This is a genomic window from Microbacterium sp. NPDC056057 (assembly GCF_042266945.1).
Classification (GTDB): Bacteria; Actinomycetota; Actinomycetes; order Actinomycetales; family Microbacteriaceae; genus Microbacterium; species Microbacterium trichothecenolyticum_C.
Window position 1 is genome coordinate 16,694 of sequence record NZ_JBHJWS010000002.1, and the last position, 19,180, is coordinate 35,873.

At 69.1% G+C, this 19,180-nt stretch carries 17 protein-coding genes and 1 riboswitch; of the genes, 4 read left to right on the plus strand and 13 right to left on the minus strand.

All coding sequences use genetic code 11. The features are described from left to right. Positions 1 to 177 precede the first annotated feature (177 nt). The 4 genes from ACFC1K_RS07945 (at position 178) to ACFC1K_RS07960 (ending at position 4,968) form a co-directional block, all read left to right on the plus strand. Positions 178 to 1,260, plus strand: a complete 1,083-nt coding sequence (locus ACFC1K_RS07945; protein ID WP_375871185.1) for a glycosyltransferase — start codon at positions 178 to 180, stop codon at positions 1,258 to 1,260. Next, positions 1,257 to 2,273 (plus strand): glycosyltransferase, encoded by a 1,017-nt coding sequence (locus ACFC1K_RS07950; RefSeq protein WP_375871186.1) that lies wholly within the window; start codon positions 1,257 to 1,259, stop codon positions 2,271 to 2,273. Before ACFC1K_RS07945 ends, ACFC1K_RS07950 begins: the two co-directional genes overlap by 4 nt. Further along, positions 2,270 to 3,727, plus strand: coding sequence for a glycosylase (locus tag ACFC1K_RS07955; protein WP_375871187.1), 1,458 nt, complete (start codon positions 2,270 to 2,272; stop codon positions 3,725 to 3,727). Before ACFC1K_RS07950 ends, ACFC1K_RS07955 begins: the two co-directional genes overlap by 4 nt. A gap of 140 nt (positions 3,728 to 3,867) precedes the next feature. Then, entirely contained in the window at positions 3,868 to 4,968 is a 1,101-nt protein-coding gene (locus tag ACFC1K_RS07960) for a fatty acid desaturase family protein (protein WP_375871188.1), read from the plus strand. 29 nt (positions 4,969 to 4,997) lie between these two features. On the opposite strand, the gene ACFC1K_RS07965 is transcribed toward ACFC1K_RS07960, so the two are convergent. From ACFC1K_RS07965 to ACFC1K_RS08025, 13 genes are all read right to left on the minus strand, one after another. Then, positions 4,998 to 5,711: an ANTAR domain-containing protein gene (locus ACFC1K_RS07965; protein WP_375871189.1), complete on the minus strand. Its 714-nt coding sequence runs from the start codon at positions 5,709 to 5,711 to the stop codon at positions 4,998 to 5,000. Positions 5,712 to 5,732: 21 nt separating this feature from the next. Continuing rightward, positions 5,733 to 6,431 (minus strand): GAF and ANTAR domain-containing protein, encoded by a 699-nt coding sequence (locus ACFC1K_RS07970; RefSeq protein ID WP_375871190.1) that lies wholly within the window; start codon positions 6,429 to 6,431, stop codon positions 5,733 to 5,735. A gap of 214 nt (positions 6,432 to 6,645) precedes the next feature. Continuing rightward, positions 6,646 to 7,563, minus strand: coding sequence for an NADP-dependent oxidoreductase (locus tag ACFC1K_RS07975; RefSeq protein WP_375871191.1), 918 nt, complete (start codon positions 7,561 to 7,563; stop codon positions 6,646 to 6,648). Between the two features lie 117 nt (positions 7,564 to 7,680). Next, a complete protein-coding gene (locus tag ACFC1K_RS07980) occupies positions 7,681 to 7,986 on the minus strand; it encodes an NIPSNAP family protein (protein WP_310289518.1) in 306 nt (101 codons plus the stop codon). Positions 7,987 to 8,288: 302 nt separating this feature from the next. After that, positions 8,289 to 10,160, minus strand: a complete 1,872-nt coding sequence (locus tag ACFC1K_RS07985) for an alkyl/aryl-sulfatase (RefSeq protein WP_375871192.1) — start codon at positions 10,158 to 10,160, stop codon at positions 8,289 to 8,291. A 39-nt stretch (positions 10,161 to 10,199) separates the two neighbouring features. Further along, positions 10,200 to 11,852: a SulP family inorganic anion transporter gene (locus ACFC1K_RS07990; protein ID WP_375871193.1), complete on the minus strand. Its 1,653-nt coding sequence runs from the start codon at positions 11,850 to 11,852 to the stop codon at positions 10,200 to 10,202. 58 nt (positions 11,853 to 11,910) lie between these two features. Beyond that, positions 11,911 to 12,744: a mechanosensitive ion channel family protein gene (locus tag ACFC1K_RS07995; protein ID WP_310289513.1), complete on the minus strand. Its 834-nt coding sequence runs from the start codon at positions 12,742 to 12,744 to the stop codon at positions 11,911 to 11,913. Between the two features lie 317 nt (positions 12,745 to 13,061). Next, the gene (locus ACFC1K_RS08000; RefSeq protein ID WP_375871194.1) at positions 13,062 to 14,603 is read right to left on the minus strand and encodes a M20/M25/M40 family metallo-hydrolase; all 1,542 of its coding nucleotides are present in this window, start codon (positions 14,601 to 14,603) and stop codon (positions 13,062 to 13,064) included. Positions 14,604 to 14,787: 184 nt separating this feature from the next. After that, positions 14,788 to 15,108, minus strand: a complete 321-nt coding sequence (locus tag ACFC1K_RS08005) for a multidrug efflux SMR transporter (RefSeq protein WP_056370360.1) — start codon at positions 15,106 to 15,108, stop codon at positions 14,788 to 14,790. Between the two features lie 9 nt (positions 15,109 to 15,117). After that, positions 15,118 to 15,182, minus strand: a riboswitch (guanidine-III (ykkC-III) riboswitch). A gap of 57 nt (positions 15,183 to 15,239) precedes the next feature. Continuing rightward, the gene (locus tag ACFC1K_RS08010) at positions 15,240 to 16,121 is read right to left on the minus strand and encodes a type II CAAX prenyl endopeptidase Rce1 family protein (RefSeq protein ID WP_375871195.1); all 882 of its coding nucleotides are present in this window, start codon (positions 16,119 to 16,121) and stop codon (positions 15,240 to 15,242) included. A gap of 35 nt (positions 16,122 to 16,156) precedes the next feature. Next, positions 16,157 to 17,530: an MFS transporter gene (locus tag ACFC1K_RS08015; protein WP_375871196.1), complete on the minus strand. Its 1,374-nt coding sequence runs from the start codon at positions 17,528 to 17,530 to the stop codon at positions 16,157 to 16,159. After that, complete coding sequence (gene trmB / locus ACFC1K_RS08020; RefSeq protein ID WP_375871800.1) at positions 17,527 to 18,192, minus strand: tRNA (guanosine(46)-N7)-methyltransferase TrmB; 666 nt, start codon at positions 18,190 to 18,192, stop codon at positions 17,527 to 17,529. Before trmB ends, ACFC1K_RS08015 begins: the two co-directional genes overlap by 4 nt. Positions 18,193 to 18,309: 117 nt before the next feature. Continuing rightward, positions 18,310 to 19,152: a DUF3097 family protein gene (locus ACFC1K_RS08025; protein WP_375871197.1), complete on the minus strand. Its 843-nt coding sequence runs from the start codon at positions 19,150 to 19,152 to the stop codon at positions 18,310 to 18,312. Positions 19,153 to 19,180 lie beyond the last annotated feature (28 nt).

Sequence of the window (19,180 nt, forward strand, 5' to 3'; positions counted from 1 at the left end):
CGTCCGGCTCGCACCCGGACGTGGACCGGACCACGGCGATGAAGGCGCGGTTCCACGAGGGATGCCGTCGGCAGACGTCTCGCCATCGCCCGGAGCGAGTCCGCACGGGCACCATCAGAGAGCGTCGTCGTGACCCACTACGGATTCCTCAGCACCTTTCCGCCGACCCGCTGCGGGTTGGCCACATTCACCCACTCGCTCTCCGACGCGCTCGTCCGCCACGACGACGAGGGCACCGTGGTACGGGTGCTCGATCAGCCTGAGGATCGCGGTCAGCACGATGCCCTCGCACGGTCTCGCGTGCGCACCGACCTGATCGCCGGCGACAGTCTCAGCACGATGCGCGCGATCATGGCGCTCAACTCGTGTGACGTCGCGATCGTGCAGCACGAGTACGGGATCTACGGCGGACACGACGGGGATCAGGTTCTCGACGTGCTCGCCGCGCTCAGGATCCCGGCCATCGTCGTGCTCCACACCGTGCTCGTGGCGCCTACGCCGCATCAACGGGAAGTACTCACAGGCGTGTGCCGACTCGCGGCCATGGTCGTCGTGATGACAACCCATGCCCGCGACAACCTGGCCGCGGTCTACGCGGTAGATCTCGCTCGCGTTCACGTCATCCCGCATGGCGTGCAGCACGTGGCTCTCCGCGATACGAAGCCGCACAGCGGCCGCCGCGTCGTCACGTGGGGCCTCCTCTCGCCCGGCAAGGGCATCGAATGGGGCATCCGCGCCATGGCGCAGCTCACGGATATCACGCCGAACGTCGAGTACGTCGTCGCCGGTCAGACGCACCCCAAGGTGCTCGCGCATGCGGGTGAGAGCTACCGCACCATGCTCGCGGGTCTCGCAGGCGACCTCGGCGTCGGCTCGTCCGTTCGCATCGACGGCCGCTACCTCGAAGCGCCACAGCTCGCCGCGCTCATCGCGTCGGCGGACGTCGTCCTCCTGCCGTATGACTCCGTCGACCAGGCGACCTCTGGCGTCCTCGCCGAGGCGGTGGCGGCCGGCGTTCCCGTTGTCGCCACGGCATTCCCCCATGCGGTGGAGCTGCTGTCGAGCGGAGCCGGGACGGTCGTTCCTCACCAGGACCCTGACGCCACGGCGCACGCGCTGCGCGAGATCATCACCGGCACGTCCGTCGCTGATCGCATGCGTGCAGCCGCGCTCCGCGAGACGAACGAGACGACGTGGTCCGCTGTCGCCGACCGCTACCGCGCAGTCACGGCGAGGCTCGCCGCCGGCAGGGCGGCATGATGGACCCCTCTCCGCCCTACGAGCACCTGCGCGCACTGACGGATCACAACGGCGTCTTCGAACACGCTCGCCTCGCCATGCCACGTCGCGAACACGGCTACTGCACCGACGACGTGGCGCGCGCGTTGATCGTGGTCGCGCGTGAGCGGCGGCAGACCGTCGAGCTGCGGAAACTGGCTGCGATCTATCTGCGCTTCCTGGAATCGGCCGTGCGCGCAGACGGACTCGCGCACAATCGGATGAGCGCCGACGGCGACTGGACGGACGACCCGGCAATGGGCGACTGGTGGGGACGGCTTCTCTGGGCACTCGGCACGATCGCCGCGCAGCGGGGCGACCCGTGGACCCGCGCTCGCGCGCTGCGCACCTTCCGGATCGCCGCGCGCGAGCGGTCGACGAGTTTGCGGACTCTCGCGTTTGCGGCGCTCGGTGCGGCTGAGATCGTGCGCGTGCGTGCGGACGATCACATCGCCCGAACGCTGCTCCGGGAATTCATCGCGGCGATGCCTGCGCTGCCGGATCCGACCTGGCTGTGGCCAGAGCGCCGCCTCTCCTACGGGAACGCCTCCATCGCAGAAGCGCTGATCGCCGCGGGGGATGCTGTCAATGATGCGGATGCCACGGCCCAGGGTCTGCGGATGCTCGACTTCCTGCTCTCCGTGGAGACATCGGAGGAGCGATTCTCCGTGACCGGGACCGCAGGACGCGGACCCGGCGAGGAAGGGCCGTCGTTCGATCAGCAGCCCCTGGAGCTCGCCGCGCTCGCGGACGCGTGTGCCAGGGCATACGCCGTCACCGGCGACCCGGTATGGCTCCCCCCGATCGCGCTCGCGTGGCGTTGGTTCACCGGTCTCAACGACAGCGGGACCGTCATGTTCGACGACCAGACCGGCGCCGGTTTCGACGGGCTCGAACGCGACGGCAGAAACGAGAACCGTGGCGCCGAATCGACCCTGGCCGCCCTGAGCACCTACCAGCAAGCGCACCGAAACCATGTGCTGACCGCGCCATGACGGCACGCATCCACACGGCGGAACTGAGCGCGCAGCCGGACCGCGTGATCGCCCAGTTGTTCCTGCCGGGCGAAGAATGGTCCGCCGAGCATTCGCGCGCAGGCGAGATCATCGCGCGCGTCATGGCGATGCCCCCCGATCAGACTGAGGCACTCGCGGCCGAGCTGACCCACGACTTCGGTTCGCGGCATCCCGATGTCCGCGCTCTGTTCCTGGAGAACGCCGATGTCGTGAGCTCTCGTCTTGCCGACCCGGTCGACATCAGCGTCGCGCGTCGTCTGGTGCTCGGCGCAAGCTTCACGGCGGAGTACGCCGTCGAAGGTGCAGCGCTGTGCAATCCCAGCGCGGTCGAGCATCCCGACCAGACAGGATTGGCGCCCGGGCAGCGACGTGTCGCCGTCGCTCTCCGCTCCATCGGGGAAGGTCACCGCTCCTCCATCGAGTTCGCCGAGGCGATCATCGGGCCCGGCCGGCGCTGGACATTCGTGGAACGCACGCTTCCGCTGTGGCGAGCGCGGATCGACGAAGGGGACTGGAGCATCATCCACTTCCGCGCCGCGGTCGAGGACGTGGGGATCGTCAATGAGATCTCGCACAACGTGCTGCAGGGGCTCCCCGACCGGTTCACCGCGTCGGACGTCGAAGCCTCCGTGGCCGGTCTGCCCCGCGCGCTCTCGCGGCGCGCGGACAGCGCTCGGCACATCGAGGCGCTGCGCGAGCTGACGAACTCCGTCTACCGTGCCGTGTTCTCCCCCGAGACCTCGCTCAGCCAGCGTGTGCTCACGCCGGTGGCGGCAGAGGAACGGCACGGAATGGAGGACGCGCGATTCGTACGATTCACCGATCTCGCCGGTACCACCCACTACCGCGGGACCTACACCGCGTACGACGGCCGCAACATCGCACCACGTCTGATCATCACCTCGGATCTGCGCGAGTTCGACATCCATCGGCTGACCGGCGATGCCGCACAGGACAAGGGGATGGCGCTCTTCCCTCGGCCCGTGGACGGCAGGTATCTCGCGCTGAGCCGCACGGGAGGCGAGAACATCTCGCTGGCGGAGTCCCTCGACGGCGTGATCTGGAACCAGGCAGGGATCGTCCATGCACCGACGGAGCCCTGGGAGATCGTCCAGACCGGCAACTGCGGCCCGCCGCTCGAGACGGCGCACGGCTGGATCGTGCTCGTTCACGGGGTAGGCCCGATGCGCAGATACTCTCTCGGAGCGTTGCTCCTCGACATCGACGACCCGACGACCGTCCTGGGTCGGACGGCGACCCCGATCCTGCAGCCGGTCGGCGACCGTCGCGACGGCTACGTGCCGAACGTCGTGTACTCGTGCGGCGGGGTCATCGTGGACGACGTGCTCTGGGTCCCGATCGGCATCGGGGACGCGCGCATCGGCGTGTGCTCGATAGGAGTCGACGAGCTTCTCGCGCACCTGGTTCCGTGACCTGACGGCGGGTTGAGGAGTCAGCCTCCGTGTTTCCTGCATGCAGACACGCACACCCGGTAACGGGCGTAACCTGAGATCAGATGGCCCGGACCCTGTCATTGGCGCACGTCGTGCGATTCGTCCGACAGGAGCACAAGATGGCCATCAACACTCCCGGGTCGATCGCCTCCAGCGTGCGATCCACGACGCCGAAGGCGCCGAATCTCTACACCGAGCTGTCGAAGATGGTGACCGGAAGCGGCCTCATGCGGCGCCGCTACGGGTACTACTGGACCAAGCTCATTGCCGCGCCGATGGCCGTCGCCGGCATGCTCGTCGTCTTCGTGCTCCTCGGCGACACCTGGTGGCAGCTGGTCACCGGCGCCGTCCTCGCGGTCCTGCTCACACAGGTCGCGATGCTCGGACATGACGCCGCGCATCGCCAGATCTTCCGGTCCGGCCGGTGGAACGACTGGACCAGCCTCGTCCTCGGGAACCTTCTCGTGGGCATGAGCTATGGCTGGTGGCAGCACAAGCACACGCGGCATCATGCCAACCCCAACAAGATCGGCAGCGACCCCGATATCGAACTCCCGGTCATCGCGTTCACCCCGGAGCAGGCGGACCGTCGGCGCGCGAGTCGAAGTGGGCCACTGCGCTGGCTGATCGCACATCAAGGGGTGCTGTTCTTCCCGATCCTCGTGCTCGAGGGCCTCTCGCTGCACGCATCGAGCGTGCGACGGGTGTTCGCGCGCGAGCAGCTCAGACACCGCCCGATCGAGATCACCTTCCTCGCGGTGCGGATCATCGGGTTCGTCGTGCTGGTCTTCCTCGTGCTGTCCCCCGCCATCGCGTTCGCCTTCCTCGGCGTCCAGCTCGGCCTGTTCGGCGTCTACATGGGGATGGCGTTCGCCCCGAATCACAAGGGGATGCCGCTCGTCCCAGCCGACGTCAAGGTCGACTTCCTCCATCGCCAGGTGCTGATGAGCCGCAACATCCGTGGCAGCCGGCTGCTCGACACGGCAATGGGAGGACTCAACTACCAGATCGAGCATCACCTGTTCCCGTCGATGCCCCGACCGCACCTGCGCCGTGCGTCGGGAGTGATCCGGGCATTCTGCGTGGAACACGGCGTGCAGTACACCGAGACGGGCCTCTGGCAGTCTTACGGAATCGTCGTCCGCTACATCAACAAGGTCGGACTCGGCGAGCGCGATCCCTTCGAGTGCCCGCTGCTCCAGCAGCGGCAAGCTGTCTAGCCCAACCCGGCCCGCCGCGAACGGGGCGATCAGAGCAACAGGCGTCCGTCGATGACATCGCGCGCGACGGCGCCGATGCGCGTCTGGGTGGAGCGGGCGTGTCTCCGGATGCGCGCGAACGCCTCATCCATGTCGATGTCCAGCATCTGAGCGAGGTATCCCTTGGCCTGCTCGATCACCACACGACTGTCCAGCGCGCGCTGAAGCTGAGCCTGTGCGAGCTCGGACTCCTCGACCAACCGCTGCTGCAGAATGCTGATGGTGGCGATATCGGCCAGTGCCTGCGCCGCAGCCGCATCTGCCGCGTTCAGCGGCCCGGCCTCATCGCGGAAGAGGTTCAGCGATCCTAGTGTCGAATCCCGCAGCCGCAGCGGAATCGCATGGATCGACGAAAACCCGGAGGCGCGCGCATCAGCGGCGAACGCAGGCCAACGATGGGCGATCTGGTCGATGTCGTCGACAGAGACGACCTCACCCGCTGTCGCTGCCTCGACGCACGGGCCGGCACCGACGCGCAGCTGCATCAGCTCGACGAGTTCGCTTCGCTCGCTGGTCGAGGCGATCACCTCGAGCCGGTTCGACGGGCTGAGCAGCAGGATGCCGGCAGCCGACGCGTCGAAGAGCGAGATGCAGTCGTCGACGAGTCGCTGGAGCACGTCGACGACGTCGAAGTCGTCGACCAGGGAGTCCGCCAGGATGACGAAGGTTCCCAGCAGCTGATGCTCGCGGGTGAGCGCCGTCATGCCGTCATCCTAAGCCTTGGGTCACAGGCTCAGGTCGAGCCGCCGTGCGATGACATCCGTCGCGACGTCGCGCACCGGACGCCCCGCGGCGAACGCGTGGCCGCGGAGGAGCAGGAGGGCATCGTCCACGCCGATCCTGTTCCTCGCTGCGACCATTCCGGTCGCCTGGTGCACCTCACGTCGGGAGTACGGCTCGTCCTCCGCGCCGTCGTCCGGCGTGTCGACACGGCTCAGCGCCCTCCTGAGCAGAGTGCTGGAGACGATGGCCGCCAGGCGACTCATCCGTTCGATGTCGGCATCGGACAGCTCGCGCGCGGTCATCGAGTAGAGGGCGATGGAGCCGATTCCGAGCGTGCTGACGAACAGGGGGAAGGCGAAGAGCGCCCCCACGTCGAGCTCTCGGAGGGCTGCCCACGTGCCGGGCCACAGCGCCCCGCCGTCGACCTGGAGGTCGGACGCGGCGACGGGAAGCCTTGTGCGCAGGGCTTCCCAGGACGGCCCCTCGCCGAGGTCGATCTGGATCTCGTCGATCCGCGCGCCGAGCTTCGTGCTGGCGCACACTGTTTCGGAGCCCATCGGTGAGCCGAGCGTGGAGACCACCGCGCCGGGCATCGAGACAGCGGCTCGCAACGGAGAGCACAGGTTGTCGTCGCCGGCAATGAGCGCGGCCGCGGCGATCACGAAGGCATCGCCCGGCTGATCGTCGGGTGTTGTGGACATCGCTTGCGCCACCGTTCATCTCAGAATGACCAGGCGCGGGGTCTCGGTGCCCTTCTAGGAAGAGTACCCCGCCCGGCCAGAGCAGCGCCGGTCCGACCTGATCCAGGGGTTTCCGGGCGTCGGCGGCGTGGAGCCGTGGACGGCGCCCCTCGCCGACGGCAGCGGCAGGTGCGTCCTCGTCCGCGCGCACAACCACAACGGCTGGGGCCGGGCTTCACGCGCGCAGACGGATGACCGTCTTGCCGTGTCGGCGGGTGGTGGGGTGGAGTGCCGTGACGGCGTCGTCGAGCGAGGCGAGCGTGCCGATGTGTGGGCGCAGGCGACCGTCGCGCACCCGTCGGGCGATCTGGGTCAGTTGCTCGGGGATGGATTCCACGACGAAGTCGATGGCGCGCCCGTCGACCGGACGAGCCTCCACGGGGCCTACGACGGACACCAGCGTCCCGCCGGGGCGGATGAGGCGGGCGGACTTCTCCTGGACCTCTCCGCCGATGACGTCGAAGACGACGTCGACCCCACCGACGTCGGCGAGGTCCTCGGTGTCCAGATCGAGGAACTCGTGGGCGCCGAGGTCGAGCGCCGACTGTCGGTCCTTTCCGCGCCCGGTACCGATGACGTAGGCGCCGAACTCGCGTGCGAGCTGTGTGACGAATGCTCCGACGGCACCGGCGGCGCCGTGGGCGAGGATCGTCTGGCCGGGCTGGAGTCGTCCGTGCGGGAAGAGGCCCTGCCACGCCGTCAGCCCGGAGATCGGGAGGCCGGCCCCGACGGTGAAGGCGACGTCCCCCGGTAGCGGAGCGAGGTTGCGCGACTCGACGGCCGCGTACTCGGCCAGGGTGCCGTCGCGATGCCAGTCCGTGATGCCGAACACCCGCTGTCCGACCGAGAGGCCCGTCGTGCCGTAGCCGAGCGCTGTGACCACCCCGGCGAACTCGTGACCGATGATCGGCTGGGCCCGCGCCTTGCCCGATCGATCAACCCATGTCGAGGACCACTCCCACTCCGCCGGCACGAATCCGGACGCGTGCACCTCGACCACCACGTCATTTATCGCGGGCGCCGGCTCCGGCACGTCTATCAGCGTGATGCCGGCCGCCTCCGCGGACCGATCCGTCGCGACGATCGCTTTCACTCGCTACCTCCATGTCCCGCGGGCCGGGTGCGCCCGGGCCGATCCCTCGCACCTTCCGTGATCCTCTGCCACCCTGCACGGCTGCGGGTTCGCACGCAACGAGGAGGCCGCCGACGATCAAGAGAAGACGGGCGAGAGGAAGCGGCGCTCGTAGCGACGGATGCACCCGGTGGCTCGCGCGAGCTCGAACGCCTCCTGGCACTCCGGATCCGATTTCGAGGCGTTCCGGTAGACCTCATACTCGGCGAGCGACGGAAAAGTGAACAACGCGAACGCTTCGTCGCTGTCGCCCTCGCTGGGCATGAAATAGCCGTGGTGCGTGCCGCCGAGCTTGTCGACGAGTCGGATCCAGGTGCGGCCGTACTCGGTGAAGTCGTCGAGCTTGTCGGGATCGATCTCGTAGCGAAGATGAACAGTGATCATCGAGGTTCCTTTGCACTCAGCCGTTCCCACGAGTCTCACTGACCGGAAGTGGGCGCGACGACGATCGAGAGTCCCGCGTGCAAAGGTGGCGGAGAAAGCTCGAGAACTTGGCAGAGCCACGCGGATCGTCCGCCTGCGGCAGCGCGGCCCGAGCGAGTCGAAGCCGGTCGGAGCACCGCATCACGAGTCGTCGGTGTCGAGCCCGTGACGTCGCAGATCCGGACACCACTGCTCGCGCATGCGCCCCTCACAGCCGTTCGCCGGCGCCGCAGGGAGCGGCGCCGGCGATGGGTGGGACTCGATCAGGGCAGCACGATCTCGAAATCCGGGTCGCCCTGGTCGAGCACACCGAGGATCTGTCGCAGCACCCCGCCGTCACCGCGCACCTCGATGCCGTCCGAGTCCGTGTCGCCCCCGGCGAGCTGGATCAGACGCGGCTTGGACAGCGTCAGCTGAAGCGGCGTCGCGGGGTCGGCGTCGCGCTCGACGTAGACCAGCACTCCGTTGCGCAGCGTCAGGTGGAAGCTGCGGTCGAGGTCGGTCAGCACCACGTCGAGCGACAGGTCCAGATCCCACGCCTTCGGGCCGTTCACGCGGATGGCGACCGCGTCGAAGAGCTGCTCCGGCGTGAGCTGGGCGATGATCAGCGGCGCGGCCGTCTGCGTCGGAGTGCCGAAGCTGCCCTCGCGCAGCTCGGTCGCACCCGACAGGAAGAAGTTGCGCCACGTGCCGTTCTCGGCGCCGTATGCCAGCTGCTCGAGAGTGTCGGCGTACAGGACGCGCGCCGTTTCGTGGTCGGCGTCGGCGAACACCGCGTGGTCGAGCAGCGTCGCCGCCCAGCGGTAGTCGCCCGTGTCGAACGCCTCCTGAGCGAGCTCGACGACCCGGTCGACTCCGCCGATCGCCGCGACATATCGCTCGGCGAGCGCCTGCGGCGGGTGGGGCCACAGGCGCGCCGGGTTGCCGTCGAACCAGCCCATGTAGCGCTGGTAGATCGCCTTCACGTTGTGACTGACCGAGCCGTAGTAGCCGTGCGTGCTCCACGACGCTTGGAGCGCCGGCGGCAGCTCGATCATCTCGGCGATCTCGGCGCCGTTGTAGCCCTGGTTCAGCAGGCGCAGCGTCTGGTCGTGGAGGTAGCCGTAGAGGTCGCGCTGGATCGCGAGGAACGCCCGGATCTCGTCGTTGCCCCACGTCGGCCAGTGGTGGGATGCGAACACCACCTCGACCTCGTCGCCGTACCGCTCGATGGCCTCGGTCAGGTACTGGGACCACACGTGCGGGTCGCGCACCACGGCGCCACGGAGCGTCAGCAGGTTGTGGAGCGTGTGGGTGGCGTTCTCGGCCATGCACAGCGCGCGGTACCGCGGCAGGTAGAAGTGCATCTCGGAGGGCGCCTCGGTGCCGGGCGCCATCTGGAACTCGAACTCGACGCCGTCGATCGTGTGCGTCTCGCCGGTCGTCGTCACCTCGAGGGTCGGCGGGAGGATCGTGGGGTTCCCGGTCGAGGTGGTCTGCCCGAGTCCGGCGCCCACCTGCCCCTTCGGGCCGCGCTCGAGCGCCGCGCCGTACATGTAGCCGGCGCGGCGCGCCATGGCCGTTCCCGCGTACACGTTCTCGGCGACCGAGTGCTCGAGGAATCCCTCCGGCACGACGATCTGCACCGTGCCGGCCGCGATGTCGGCCTGGCTGACGATCCCGAGGACGCCGCCGAAGTGATCGATGTGACTGTGCGAGTGGATCACCGCGTGAATGGGCCGGTCACCCCGGTGCGCACGATAGAGCGCCATCGCCGCCGCCGCCGTCTCGACCGAGATCAGCGGATCGACGACGATCACGCCGGTGTCGCCCTCGATGATCGACATCACCGAGAGATCCAGCCCGCGCACCTGGTACAGCCCTGGCACGACCTCGAACAGTCCGTGCTTCGCGACGAGCTTCGACTGCCGCCACAGGCTCGGGTTCACCGAGTCCGGCGCGTCGCCCTCGACGAAGTCGTAGGTCGAGGCATCCCACACCACCTCGCCCTTGTCGTTGCGGATCTTGGGATCGTCGAGCGTCCCGATGAATCCACGATCCGCCGCGGCGAAGTCATCGACATCGTCGAACGGCAGTGCGGCGAGGGCCGCCGCCTGCGCCTCTCGGATGGATGCTTCCGGTTCGCGCTGCTGCATGATTCTGTTCCTTTCGTCCGGCCCCGGCGGCCGGGATCTTCAGTTCTGCGAGGTGGAAGCTTCCAGCGCCGCCACGGCCTCGCGGTTGGTCGAGAACACGGTCTGCCCCGACAGCAGCCCGAGCTCGTCGAGGCGCGCCCTCGTAGGGACCCGCACCCGGCTGAACGCCAGGCTCACGCCCTGCTCGTCGAGCCACTCCTCGAGCGACGCGAACGCCTCGGCGCCTGTCACATCGATATCGGTCACCGCTTCCATGTCGATGACGACGTGCTTCACCGGCTCGTCCGCCTCGGTCACCGCGCGCTTCACGGCGGCCGAGAACACGGTGCCGTTCGCGAAGAACAGCGGCGCCGCCATCCGCACCACGACGACGCCGGGCGCGGTCGTCGCACCGGCCGCCGCGTCCTCGAGAAGCGACTGCTTCGCGTCGTCGTCGGCGGCGAGGACGTCGATCGCGGGGTTCGCCGCGCGCTTGGCCAGGTTGATGAGGGCGAGCACGAACGCCACGACGATGCCAGGGATCGCGCCGACGAACAGCGTCACGAGGAAGCACACGGCGCCGATCGCGAACTCGAAGCGATCCTGACGCCACAGCTGCCGGAACTCCCGGACACCGAGCAGGGGCAGGATCGCGACGCCGACGACGGCGCCGATGGCGGGCGATGGGATGTCGGCGAGCAGCGCCGTGCCGAAGAGCAGGAGCAGCAGCGTGCCGACGGCGAGCACGAGCGACGGAAGCTGGGTGCGGGAGCCCGCCTGGTCCATCGCCGCAGTGCGCGACGTGGACGAGCCCATCGAGAAGCTCCCCTGCGTGCCGGCGGCGATGTTGCCGAGGCCGAAGGCGAGGAGGTCGCGGTTGGCGTGGAACGGGTAGCCGTGCTTCTCGCCATACGACCGCGAGACGAGGAGACCCTCGGCCGTGGTGACGAGCGTCAGCGCGATCGCCGACGGGATCAGCGCCATCCACATCTGCCAGTCGATGACGGGCCACGTGAGCGTGGGCGGCCCCGCGGGCACCTCACCCAGGACGTCGACGCCCTGCTTGTCGAGCCCCGTCAGCACGACGAGCAGCGTCGACAGGATGAGCACGACGAGCGCCCACGGCACCGTCTTCAGGAACCTTGCGCCGAGGAGCAGGACCGCCACCGACACCGCCGAGATCGCGAGCGACCACGCGTTGATCGTCTCGAGGTTCGACACCAGTCCGTAGACCTTGTCGACGAACTCGCCGCCCGAGTCGATCTTGACGCCCAGCATCTTGGCGATCTGGCTGACGAGGATGTCGAGCGCGAGACCGCCGACGAACCCGATGAGGATCGGCTTCGAGAGGAAGTTCGCGAGGAAGCCGAGCTTGAAGACCGCCATCAGGACGAACATGATGCCGCAGATGATCGCCTGGGCGAGCGCCAGGGTTGCGTAGTCCGCGCTGCCGGCGGTCGCGAGCCCGCCGATCGACGAGGCGACGAGGGCGGCTGCCGCGGCATCCGGCGACGCCACGAGCTGACGCGACGACACCACGAGCGCGTAGACGATCGTCGGCACGATGAGGGCGTACAGGCCGGCGGTCGCGGGCAGCCCGGCGATCTGTGCGTAGCCGATGTTGAGCGGGATCGCGATCGCGAGGAGGGTGACGCCCGCGGTGAGCTCTGTGACGAGGTTCCGCCTGGTCAGTCCGGCGAGGGGACGCTGCATTCCTGCTCCTGGATACGTGGGGACACAGTCGTGTCCACCTTGGCACGATCGAGCGGCGTCAGACGGGATCGCCGGGCACGAGGGGCGGCACGACCGCTTCGCTCGTGACGGTTGCCGACCACCCGCGCCGCGCCAGTCCCGCGGTGAGCGCGGCGACCACCCCCGACGTGACGGAAAGACCTCGCGCGGGATCGTGCCAGAACTGCACGCGCCCGGTGATCCGGGTGGCGGAGACGGCGGTGACCAGCACGCCGACCGCCGGATCGGCGAGCACACCCTCGGCAGCGGCGGCGGACTCGGCGAGCGCCTCGACGACCACGTCGACCCCGGCGCCGGCGCGCTCGACGCGCACCTGCACTTCGCTGCGTCTGCCGCCGTGGCGCGAGTTGTTGACGAGGGTCTCGGCGAGGAGCTTCGAGTTCGGCACGTGCGCGGTGCGCCCGTCGGGTGTGGTGAAGACCACGGCGCGGGAGTTGAGTTCGATGACGGTGCCGGTGATGGGGTTGCCGTCCGGTCCCTCGACCGTGATCTCCTCTCCGAGCACCACAGGCTTGCGGGTGGCGATGAGCACGCTCGCGGCGAAGTTGTCGGCGACGCCCCTCAGCACCAGCGCCGCGACGACGACCAGCACGATCACGACGGCCAGCACCGGCTGCACATTGGCCCCGAGGAACGCCAGGGCGATCCCGAAGCCGAGCAGCAGCAGTGTGTACTGGGCGAAACGCGCGGCGAACCGCGTCGCGGCCGGCGTCGCCGTGGGCACGTGGCCCATGAGGTCGGTGACGGCCCGCTTCGCGATGCGCGAGGCGATCCACCCGGCGAGCAGGGCGAGGATCGCCCACAGCACCTGCCACCACGTGATCGGCGTGCTCAGGAACTGGCTGAAATCCACGTCGTCAGGATACGAGCGGGGTGCTCGCGTCGCGCGAGCCTCGCCGGGGCCCCGGCTTCGAACGAGAGGCCCCGACGACGCCGGGCGCAAAACGATGATCCCCTCGGTGCCGAAGCGCCGGGGGGATCGTCAATGCGAAGGGGTTTCTGTGTTCCGGGTCCTTTCGGGCCTTACGTCTCTGTTTTCTCTTCGCAAGATCGAATGTCCTCCTCGTGAACCCGGTCGTCAAGAGTTCACGAAGAAGTCATCTCGACATGAGGTTGAGGGTGAGGGATGCTGCGCCCCGGCGCGGTCGCCGGGGCGCAGCATCCCCTCGATCACTGCGTGGCGTCGTCCGTGAACGCGTCCATGCTCTTGCCCGCACCGTGCGACTTGCCCGGAGCGCGGACGCCGTTGACGCTCGACGTGTCGAACGCGAACGTCATGATCGACGCGGCGACCGCGTCGGAGTTCACGTCGAGCGCGTGCGCGTTGAGGTTGCCGATGTCATCGCAGGGAGCGTGGTAGCACGAGTCGAACGCGACGCCGGCCGTGCCGCCGAAGATCGCCGCCTGCTGGGCGGTCTTGACCCCCTCCGCACCGGTGAACAGACCGCCCGCGGGGATGCCCACGGCGATGAAGGGTCCGTAGTCGCTGCGGCCCGAGAACTCGGTGTCCTGGAACGGCTCTCCGACGCTCGTGTAGTACTGCTCGAAGACGTCCTCGATCTGGGCGGATCCCTCCGGGATGAAGCCGGGTGCGGCCGTCCCACTGGAGTTGTCGCCGTCGTAGACGCCCTGGAAGTAATTCGGCGAGCCGATCATGTCGAAGTTGAGGTAGAGCGCGATGTCGCCCGCTTCCTCATCCGACAGAGCCCCGACGTAGTGCTCCGAACCGAGTAGTCCGCTCTCCTCGGCGCCCCACCAGGCGAACCGCACCGTGTTGTTGGGCTTGGTCTTCTGCATCTGGATGGCGGTCTCCAGCAGCGCAGCGCTGCCCGAGCCGTTGTCGTTGATGCCCGGACCGTCCTGGACGCTGTCCAGGTGAGCGCCGGCCATGACGGTGTTGGCGTCGTTGCCGGCCTTGGTCTCGGCGAGCACGTTCCACGCGGTGCGCGTGTCGGCCTCGTAGTCGACTGTCACGGTGACGATCGAGTTCGGCACCGACAGCAGGTTCGCACCCGTGGCCGAGGTCGCGAACACCGCGGGGATGGTGAGCCCGGTGGCGTCGCCGATCATGCCGACGAGGCCGGTGCGGCCCGCTTGCCCCTCGTTCATGACGATCACGCCGGCGGCACCCGCCGCCTGCGCGTTGAGGACCTTGACCGCGAATCCGCACGTCCCGCGCTGGACCAGGGCGATGCCGCCCGTCGGGAAGCCGGCGAAGTCCGCCGACTCGCATCCGCTGGTGTTGCTGTTCGGCGGGAGCGCCTCGGACGGGTAGACGACACCGACGGGCACGAGCGGCCCGGTCGCGGTGCCCTTGGGACTGCCGGTGTCGAAGTTGTTGCGGAGGAAGTCCGACTCGTCCACGAACGAGGTGGGGTTCGGCGACACGCGGATGAGCTCGCTGTTCTCCTCGAAGTAGTCGAACTCGAACGGCTGCACCTCGGGCGTGTACCCGGCGGCGGTGAGCTGGCTCACGACGTAGTCGACGGATGCCCTGTACCCCGGGCGTCCGGCGGCACGGTCGCCGTACTGGTCGGCGATCGCCTGGAACGCCTCGAGATGGTTCAAGACGGCGTCGAGCGTCACGGCTTTCGTGATCTTCTTCACCGAGTTGTTGTTCGGTGCCGCGTACGCGGGACTTGCGAGAGCGACGGTGGCGACGAGGGCGGTCGCGGTAGCGACAACCCAGGCGCGCCTGGTTCTCATGGGCATGGTCGTGCCTCTCCGCCGGCGACCCCTCTGTCACCGGCTTCCTGCGGGGATGCTCACACACTCCGCGTTGGCACGGCCAGTCCCACGACTTGCACTCTCATCGAGCTCTCATGATCAGGGCCTGATCAAGAGGGATGCTGCGACCCGGCGTGGTCGCCGGGTCGCAGCATCCGTCTCCCGAAGGTCACTCGTGGCCGACGAGCTTGAGGCCGACGACGCAGCCGACCAGGCCGAGGATGAGAAGCATCTTGACGAACGAGAACGCCTCGTCGCCGGTGATCATCGCGTAGGCGACGGTCAGCGACGCGCCGATGCCGACCCACACCGCGTACGCGGTGCCGGTGGAGATGTCGCGCATCGCCCAGGCGAGTCCGCCCATGCTCGCGACGAGCGCGACGCCGAAGATCACCGACGGCCAGAGCTTCGTGAAGCCCTCGGTCTTGCCGAGGGCGGTGGCCCACACGGCCTCGAGGATGCCGGAAACGATGAGGATGACCCACGCCATGACTGTGCTCCTGGCCAGTCTTGTCGCGTACCGGGTACTGATCCGTCGTCCGGGGATCCGGTCGGGGATCCGCTGACCACCCTAGCCGCTCCCGCTGGGCAGGGCCTGGGCAGGGATCCGGCCCGCCGGGCTCAGACGAAGAAGAGCCAGTCGAGCATCCCCGGGTTGTGCGCGTGTACGAGCACGAGGAAGACGACCGCGTCGAACAGCAGGTGCACCGTGACCACGTACGCGAGCGACCGCGTCTTCATGAAGATGAAACCCTGCAGCAGTGCGAACGGAATGGTGAGCAGCGGGCCCCACGCCTGGTACCCGAGCTCCCACAGGAACGAGACGAACACCACCGACTGCAGGATGTTCGCCTGCCAGAACGGGAAGTGACGCCGCAGCAGGGCGAAGCACGTGCAGATGAAGAAGAGCTCGTCCCAGATGCCCACCGCGCCGACGCCGACGAAGAGGCGCGCGATGAGCTCCGGGGTGTCGACGACCGGCCAGTTGTGGTACACGCCCGAGGTGATGAAGTAGAACGGCAGGATCAGCCAGCCGAGCAGCAGCACGGCGATGAGCCACGTCCACTGGAACCGCGTCCACCGGCCACCGCCACGCCACGGGAACCGGATGGCGCGGTCCCGGTACACCCATCGCGAGATCACGTAGGGCACGGCGACCGCGCCGCCGAGGGCGATCGCGAACCGCAGGATCGCGAGGTTGTCGAGCTCCGCCTTGAGCGGGATCGCGCTCACGATGAGCAGGCCGACGGCGATGAGCGAAAGGTCCCGCAGGAGGGACGGCTGACGGAGACCGGAGTCCGACGCAGGCAGTCTGGCGGCAGTATCGGTTCGTTCTGTCAGCAGCGCGGCCGCAAGGCCCGCGGCCAGCAGCACCCACCCGAGCCACGGCACCCGCACGACGAAGAACGCCGGCGCAGCGAGGCAGACGAGGAGGGCCGGCGCGAGCCCCCAGGACCAGGTGCGGACGGCCGGCGCGGGCGGGGCGTCGGGATGTGCGGGCATGCTCGGCGGCTCCGGTCGGTCGGGGTCGGGACGGGTCAGTGGTCGAGGGGGTGCTCGATCTCATCCTTCGACATGTGCGCGACGACGTACGCCAGCGCGCCGAGGATCAGCGGGATCACACCCGCCGCGATGAAGATCGCTTCGATCGGCACCACCGCGGCGAGGGGTCCGGCGAGCGCCATCGACAGTGGCATGAGCGCGAGCGACACGAAGAAGTCGAGGCTGGAGATGCGCCCGAGCATGTGGCGCGGCACGCGGCGCTGCAGAAGCGTGCCCCAGATGACGTTGCCGTAGCTGAAGCCGAAGCCCACGAGGAACAGGCAGAGCGCCATCAGCCAGTACTCGTGGGTGATGCCGACGATGGCGAACGGCAGCGTGCTGACGCCCCACACGCCCATCATCACCGTGAGGTACCGGCGCGGCAGCTTCATCGACGACACCACGATCGAGCCGAGCACGCCGCCTATGCCGTAGATCGCGAGGAGGAAGCCGAACAGCCGCGGGTCGTCCCCTACCCGGTCTCGGGTGACGAAGGGCAGCAGCACCTCTTCGGGGCCGACGAACACGAGCACCCATCCGGTGGCGAACAGGAGCGTCCACAGCAGCCACGGCGTGCGGATCGTGAAGCCCACGGCCTCGCGCAGATCGTGGAGCACGCCCCGCACGCCCTCCGGAGGCTCGTGCTTATCGCCCGGCGCGACGGGAGGCTCGGGGCGCACGAACAGCAGCAGCACGAACGCCAGCGCGTGCGCGGCGACGACGCCCCACGCGGCATGGGCGGGCGCGAGCACGGCGGCCACGATGAGGCCCGCCGCCGCGGGGCCTGCGGCCTGCTGCAGCGCAGGTCGGATCGCGCCCTCGAGCCCGTTGGCCGCGAGCAGCTGCGCCGGCGGGAGGATGCGCGGCAGGATCGCGCTGTACGCCGGGAAGAAGAAGCCTGCTCCCGCACCCATCACGAAGGCCACGACCGCGAGATGCGGGATGGTCACGACGCCGAACGAACCCGCGACGGCGACCGAGGTGATGGCGAGCAGGTTCACGAGCTCGACGATGCGCAGCAGGAGCCGGCGCGGCACGCGGTCGGCCGCGATGCCGCCGGGGATCGCACACGCCAGCAGACCGATGGCGTTCGCCGCCGCGACCGCCGAGAGCTCGACCGGCCCCCCGCCCGCGCCGATGACCGTGTAGACCATGACGACGGCCCACATGCCCGCGCCGAAGATCGACAGCACCACGGCGCCGAACAGCATCCGGAAGTCGCGATGCCCGAGCGGTCGGACGAAGCGCCACGGGTCGCGGTGCGTCGCGGGGGCGGCCGAGCCGGACGCGGACGGGGGCTCTCGCGCGGGGTCGGGCGCCGGTCCCGGCAGCGGGACCGGGCCGGTGAGGGGTCCGGTGGGTCCGGTCATGACCTCGCGACGCGGCGGTACGACAGATCTCGGATGTCGCGTCCCACGCGCGCTCCCTTGCGCTCGAACGCCGTGAGCACGCGGCCGTCGAAGCGGGGCGCCCACTCCCCCTCGAAGCTCGCCTCGAAGTCGGGCGCGACCGACATGACCCCGCGCATCTGCAGCGCGTAGTCCTCCCAGTCGGTCGCAAGGCGCAGCATCCCACCGTCCTTCAACGCCCGCGCCGCGATCACGCCGAAGCCCTCGGCGACGAGGCGCCGCTTGGTGTGCTTCTTCTTGTGCCACGGGTCGGGGAAGAAGATCCAGAGCTCGTCGACGGATGCCTCGGGCAGCAGGTGCTGCAGCACCTCGGGCGCATTCGCCTCGACGAGGCGCAGGTTGCGCGCCCCGGCGCGGTCGGCGTCGAGCATGGTGCGGGCGAGCCCGGCACGGAACACCTCGATCGCGAGGAAGTCGGTGTCGGGGTGCGACGTCGCGGCGTGCACGATGGCGTGCCCCTGGCCGGATCCGATCTCGACCACGAGCGGCGCGTCGCGCCCCCACACCGTGGCGGGATCGATCTCCGAGTCCGGCAGGATGCTCGTGACGGCACGGTCGCGGGGCACCTCGATGACGTACTGGGGGGCGAGTTCGCTCCAGGCGCGCTCCTGGGCGTCCGACATCCGGCCGCTGCGCCGCACGAACGACACCGGCTTCTCACGGAAGGTGCGGGGGTCGGGCGCAGGCGTGGCAGGGTTCGTCACCCCTCCAGGCTACCCAGGGCGAGAGACGCCGACGGGCTACCGCGGGACGGTGACGAAGTCGATGAGCTCCTCGACCCGGCCGAGGAAGGCGGGCTCGAGGTCGCGGTATGTCTTCACCGACGCGAGGATGCGCTGCCAGGCCCGGGCGATGTCGGCCTGGTCGCGGGCGGGCCAGCCGAGAGAGCGGCACACGCCCACCTTGAACTCGATGCCGCGCGGCACCTCGGGCCAGCGCTCGATGCCGACCGCGCGGGGCGTGACGCACTGCCACACGTCGATCCAGGGGTGGCCGACGATGAGCACATGCTTTCCGTGGGGGCCCCGGGCGACCGCGTCGGCGATGCGCGTCTCCTTCGAGCCGGGCACGAGGTGGTCGACGAGCACCCCGTAGCGGCGCTCGGCCGACGGCGGCTCCTCGTCGAGCATGGCGTCCAGCAGATCGATGCCCTGCAGGTACTCGACGACGACGCCCTCCTCGCGCAGGTCGTCGCCCCACACCTTCTCGACGAGCTCGGCATCGTGCCGGCCCTCGACGAGGATGCGGCTGGCGCGCGCGACGCGCGCTCGCGAGTCGGCGGTCGCGAACGAGCCTGAGGCCGTGCGTCTCGGGCCGGTGGGCGCGGCGGCCGGCGCCGGTGGACCGAGCACGACGAGCTTGCCGTCGATGAGGAACCCCGCGCCCAGCGGGAACAGCCGGCGGCGTCCGAGGCGGTCCTCGAGCTCGACCATGCCGCCGGACGCACCCACGACGGCGCCGCAGAATCCATCGTCCGCCACCTCGACGACGAGATCGCGGGATGCCGCCACCCGCGGCAGCTCCCGTACCCCGTGGCCCTTCCAGCCCGTGGCCAGCACATCGGCGCCGTAACGATCGTCCATGGTCCTCCTCCGGATCGGCAAGGCTACC

What these genes read in the sequence shown, in the direction of transcription:
- ACFC1K_RS07950 (WP_375871186.1), top strand. Translation starts at nt 1,257, where the DNA reads ATGATGGACCCCTCTCCGCCCTACGAGCACCTGCGCGCACTGACGGAT.
- ACFC1K_RS07955 (WP_375871187.1), top strand. Translation starts at nt 2,270, where the DNA reads ATGACGGCACGCATCCACACGGCGGAACTGAGCGCGCAGCCGGACCGC.
- ACFC1K_RS07960 (WP_375871188.1), top strand. Translation starts at nt 3,868, where the DNA reads ATGGCCATCAACACTCCCGGGTCGATCGCCTCCAGCGTGCGATCCACG.
- ACFC1K_RS07965 (WP_375871189.1), bottom strand. Translation starts at nt 5,711, where the DNA reads ATGACGGCGCTCACCCGCGAGCATCAGCTGCTGGGAACCTTCGTCATC.
- ACFC1K_RS07970 (WP_375871190.1), bottom strand. Translation starts at nt 6,431, where the DNA reads ATGTCCACAACACCCGACGATCAGCCGGGCGATGCCTTCGTGATCGCC.
- ACFC1K_RS07980 (WP_310289518.1), bottom strand. Translation starts at nt 7,986, where the DNA reads ATGATCACTGTTCATCTTCGCTACGAGATCGATCCCGACAAGCTCGAC.
- ACFC1K_RS07985 (WP_375871192.1), bottom strand. Translation starts at nt 10,160, where the DNA reads ATGCAGCAGCGCGAACCGGAAGCATCCATCCGAGAGGCGCAGGCGGCG.
- ACFC1K_RS07990 (WP_375871193.1), bottom strand. Translation starts at nt 11,852, where the DNA reads ATGCAGCGTCCCCTCGCCGGACTGACCAGGCGGAACCTCGTCACAGAG.
- ACFC1K_RS08000 (WP_375871194.1), bottom strand. Translation starts at nt 14,603, where the DNA reads ATGCCCATGAGAACCAGGCGCGCCTGGGTTGTCGCTACCGCGACCGCC.
- ACFC1K_RS08005 (WP_056370360.1), bottom strand. Translation starts at nt 15,108, where the DNA reads ATGGCGTGGGTCATCCTCATCGTTTCCGGCATCCTCGAGGCCGTGTGG.
- ACFC1K_RS08010 (WP_375871195.1), bottom strand. Translation starts at nt 16,121, where the DNA reads ATGCCCGCACATCCCGACGCCCCGCCCGCGCCGGCCGTCCGCACCTGG.
- ACFC1K_RS08015 (WP_375871196.1), bottom strand. Translation starts at nt 17,530, where the DNA reads ATGACCGGACCCACCGGACCCCTCACCGGCCCGGTCCCGCTGCCGGGA.
- trmB (WP_375871800.1), bottom strand. Translation starts at nt 18,192, where the DNA reads ATGTCGGACGCCCAGGAGCGCGCCTGGAGCGAACTCGCCCCCCAGTAC.
- ACFC1K_RS08025 (WP_375871197.1), bottom strand. Translation starts at nt 19,152, where the DNA reads ATGGACGATCGTTACGGCGCCGATGTGCTGGCCACGGGCTGGAAGGGC.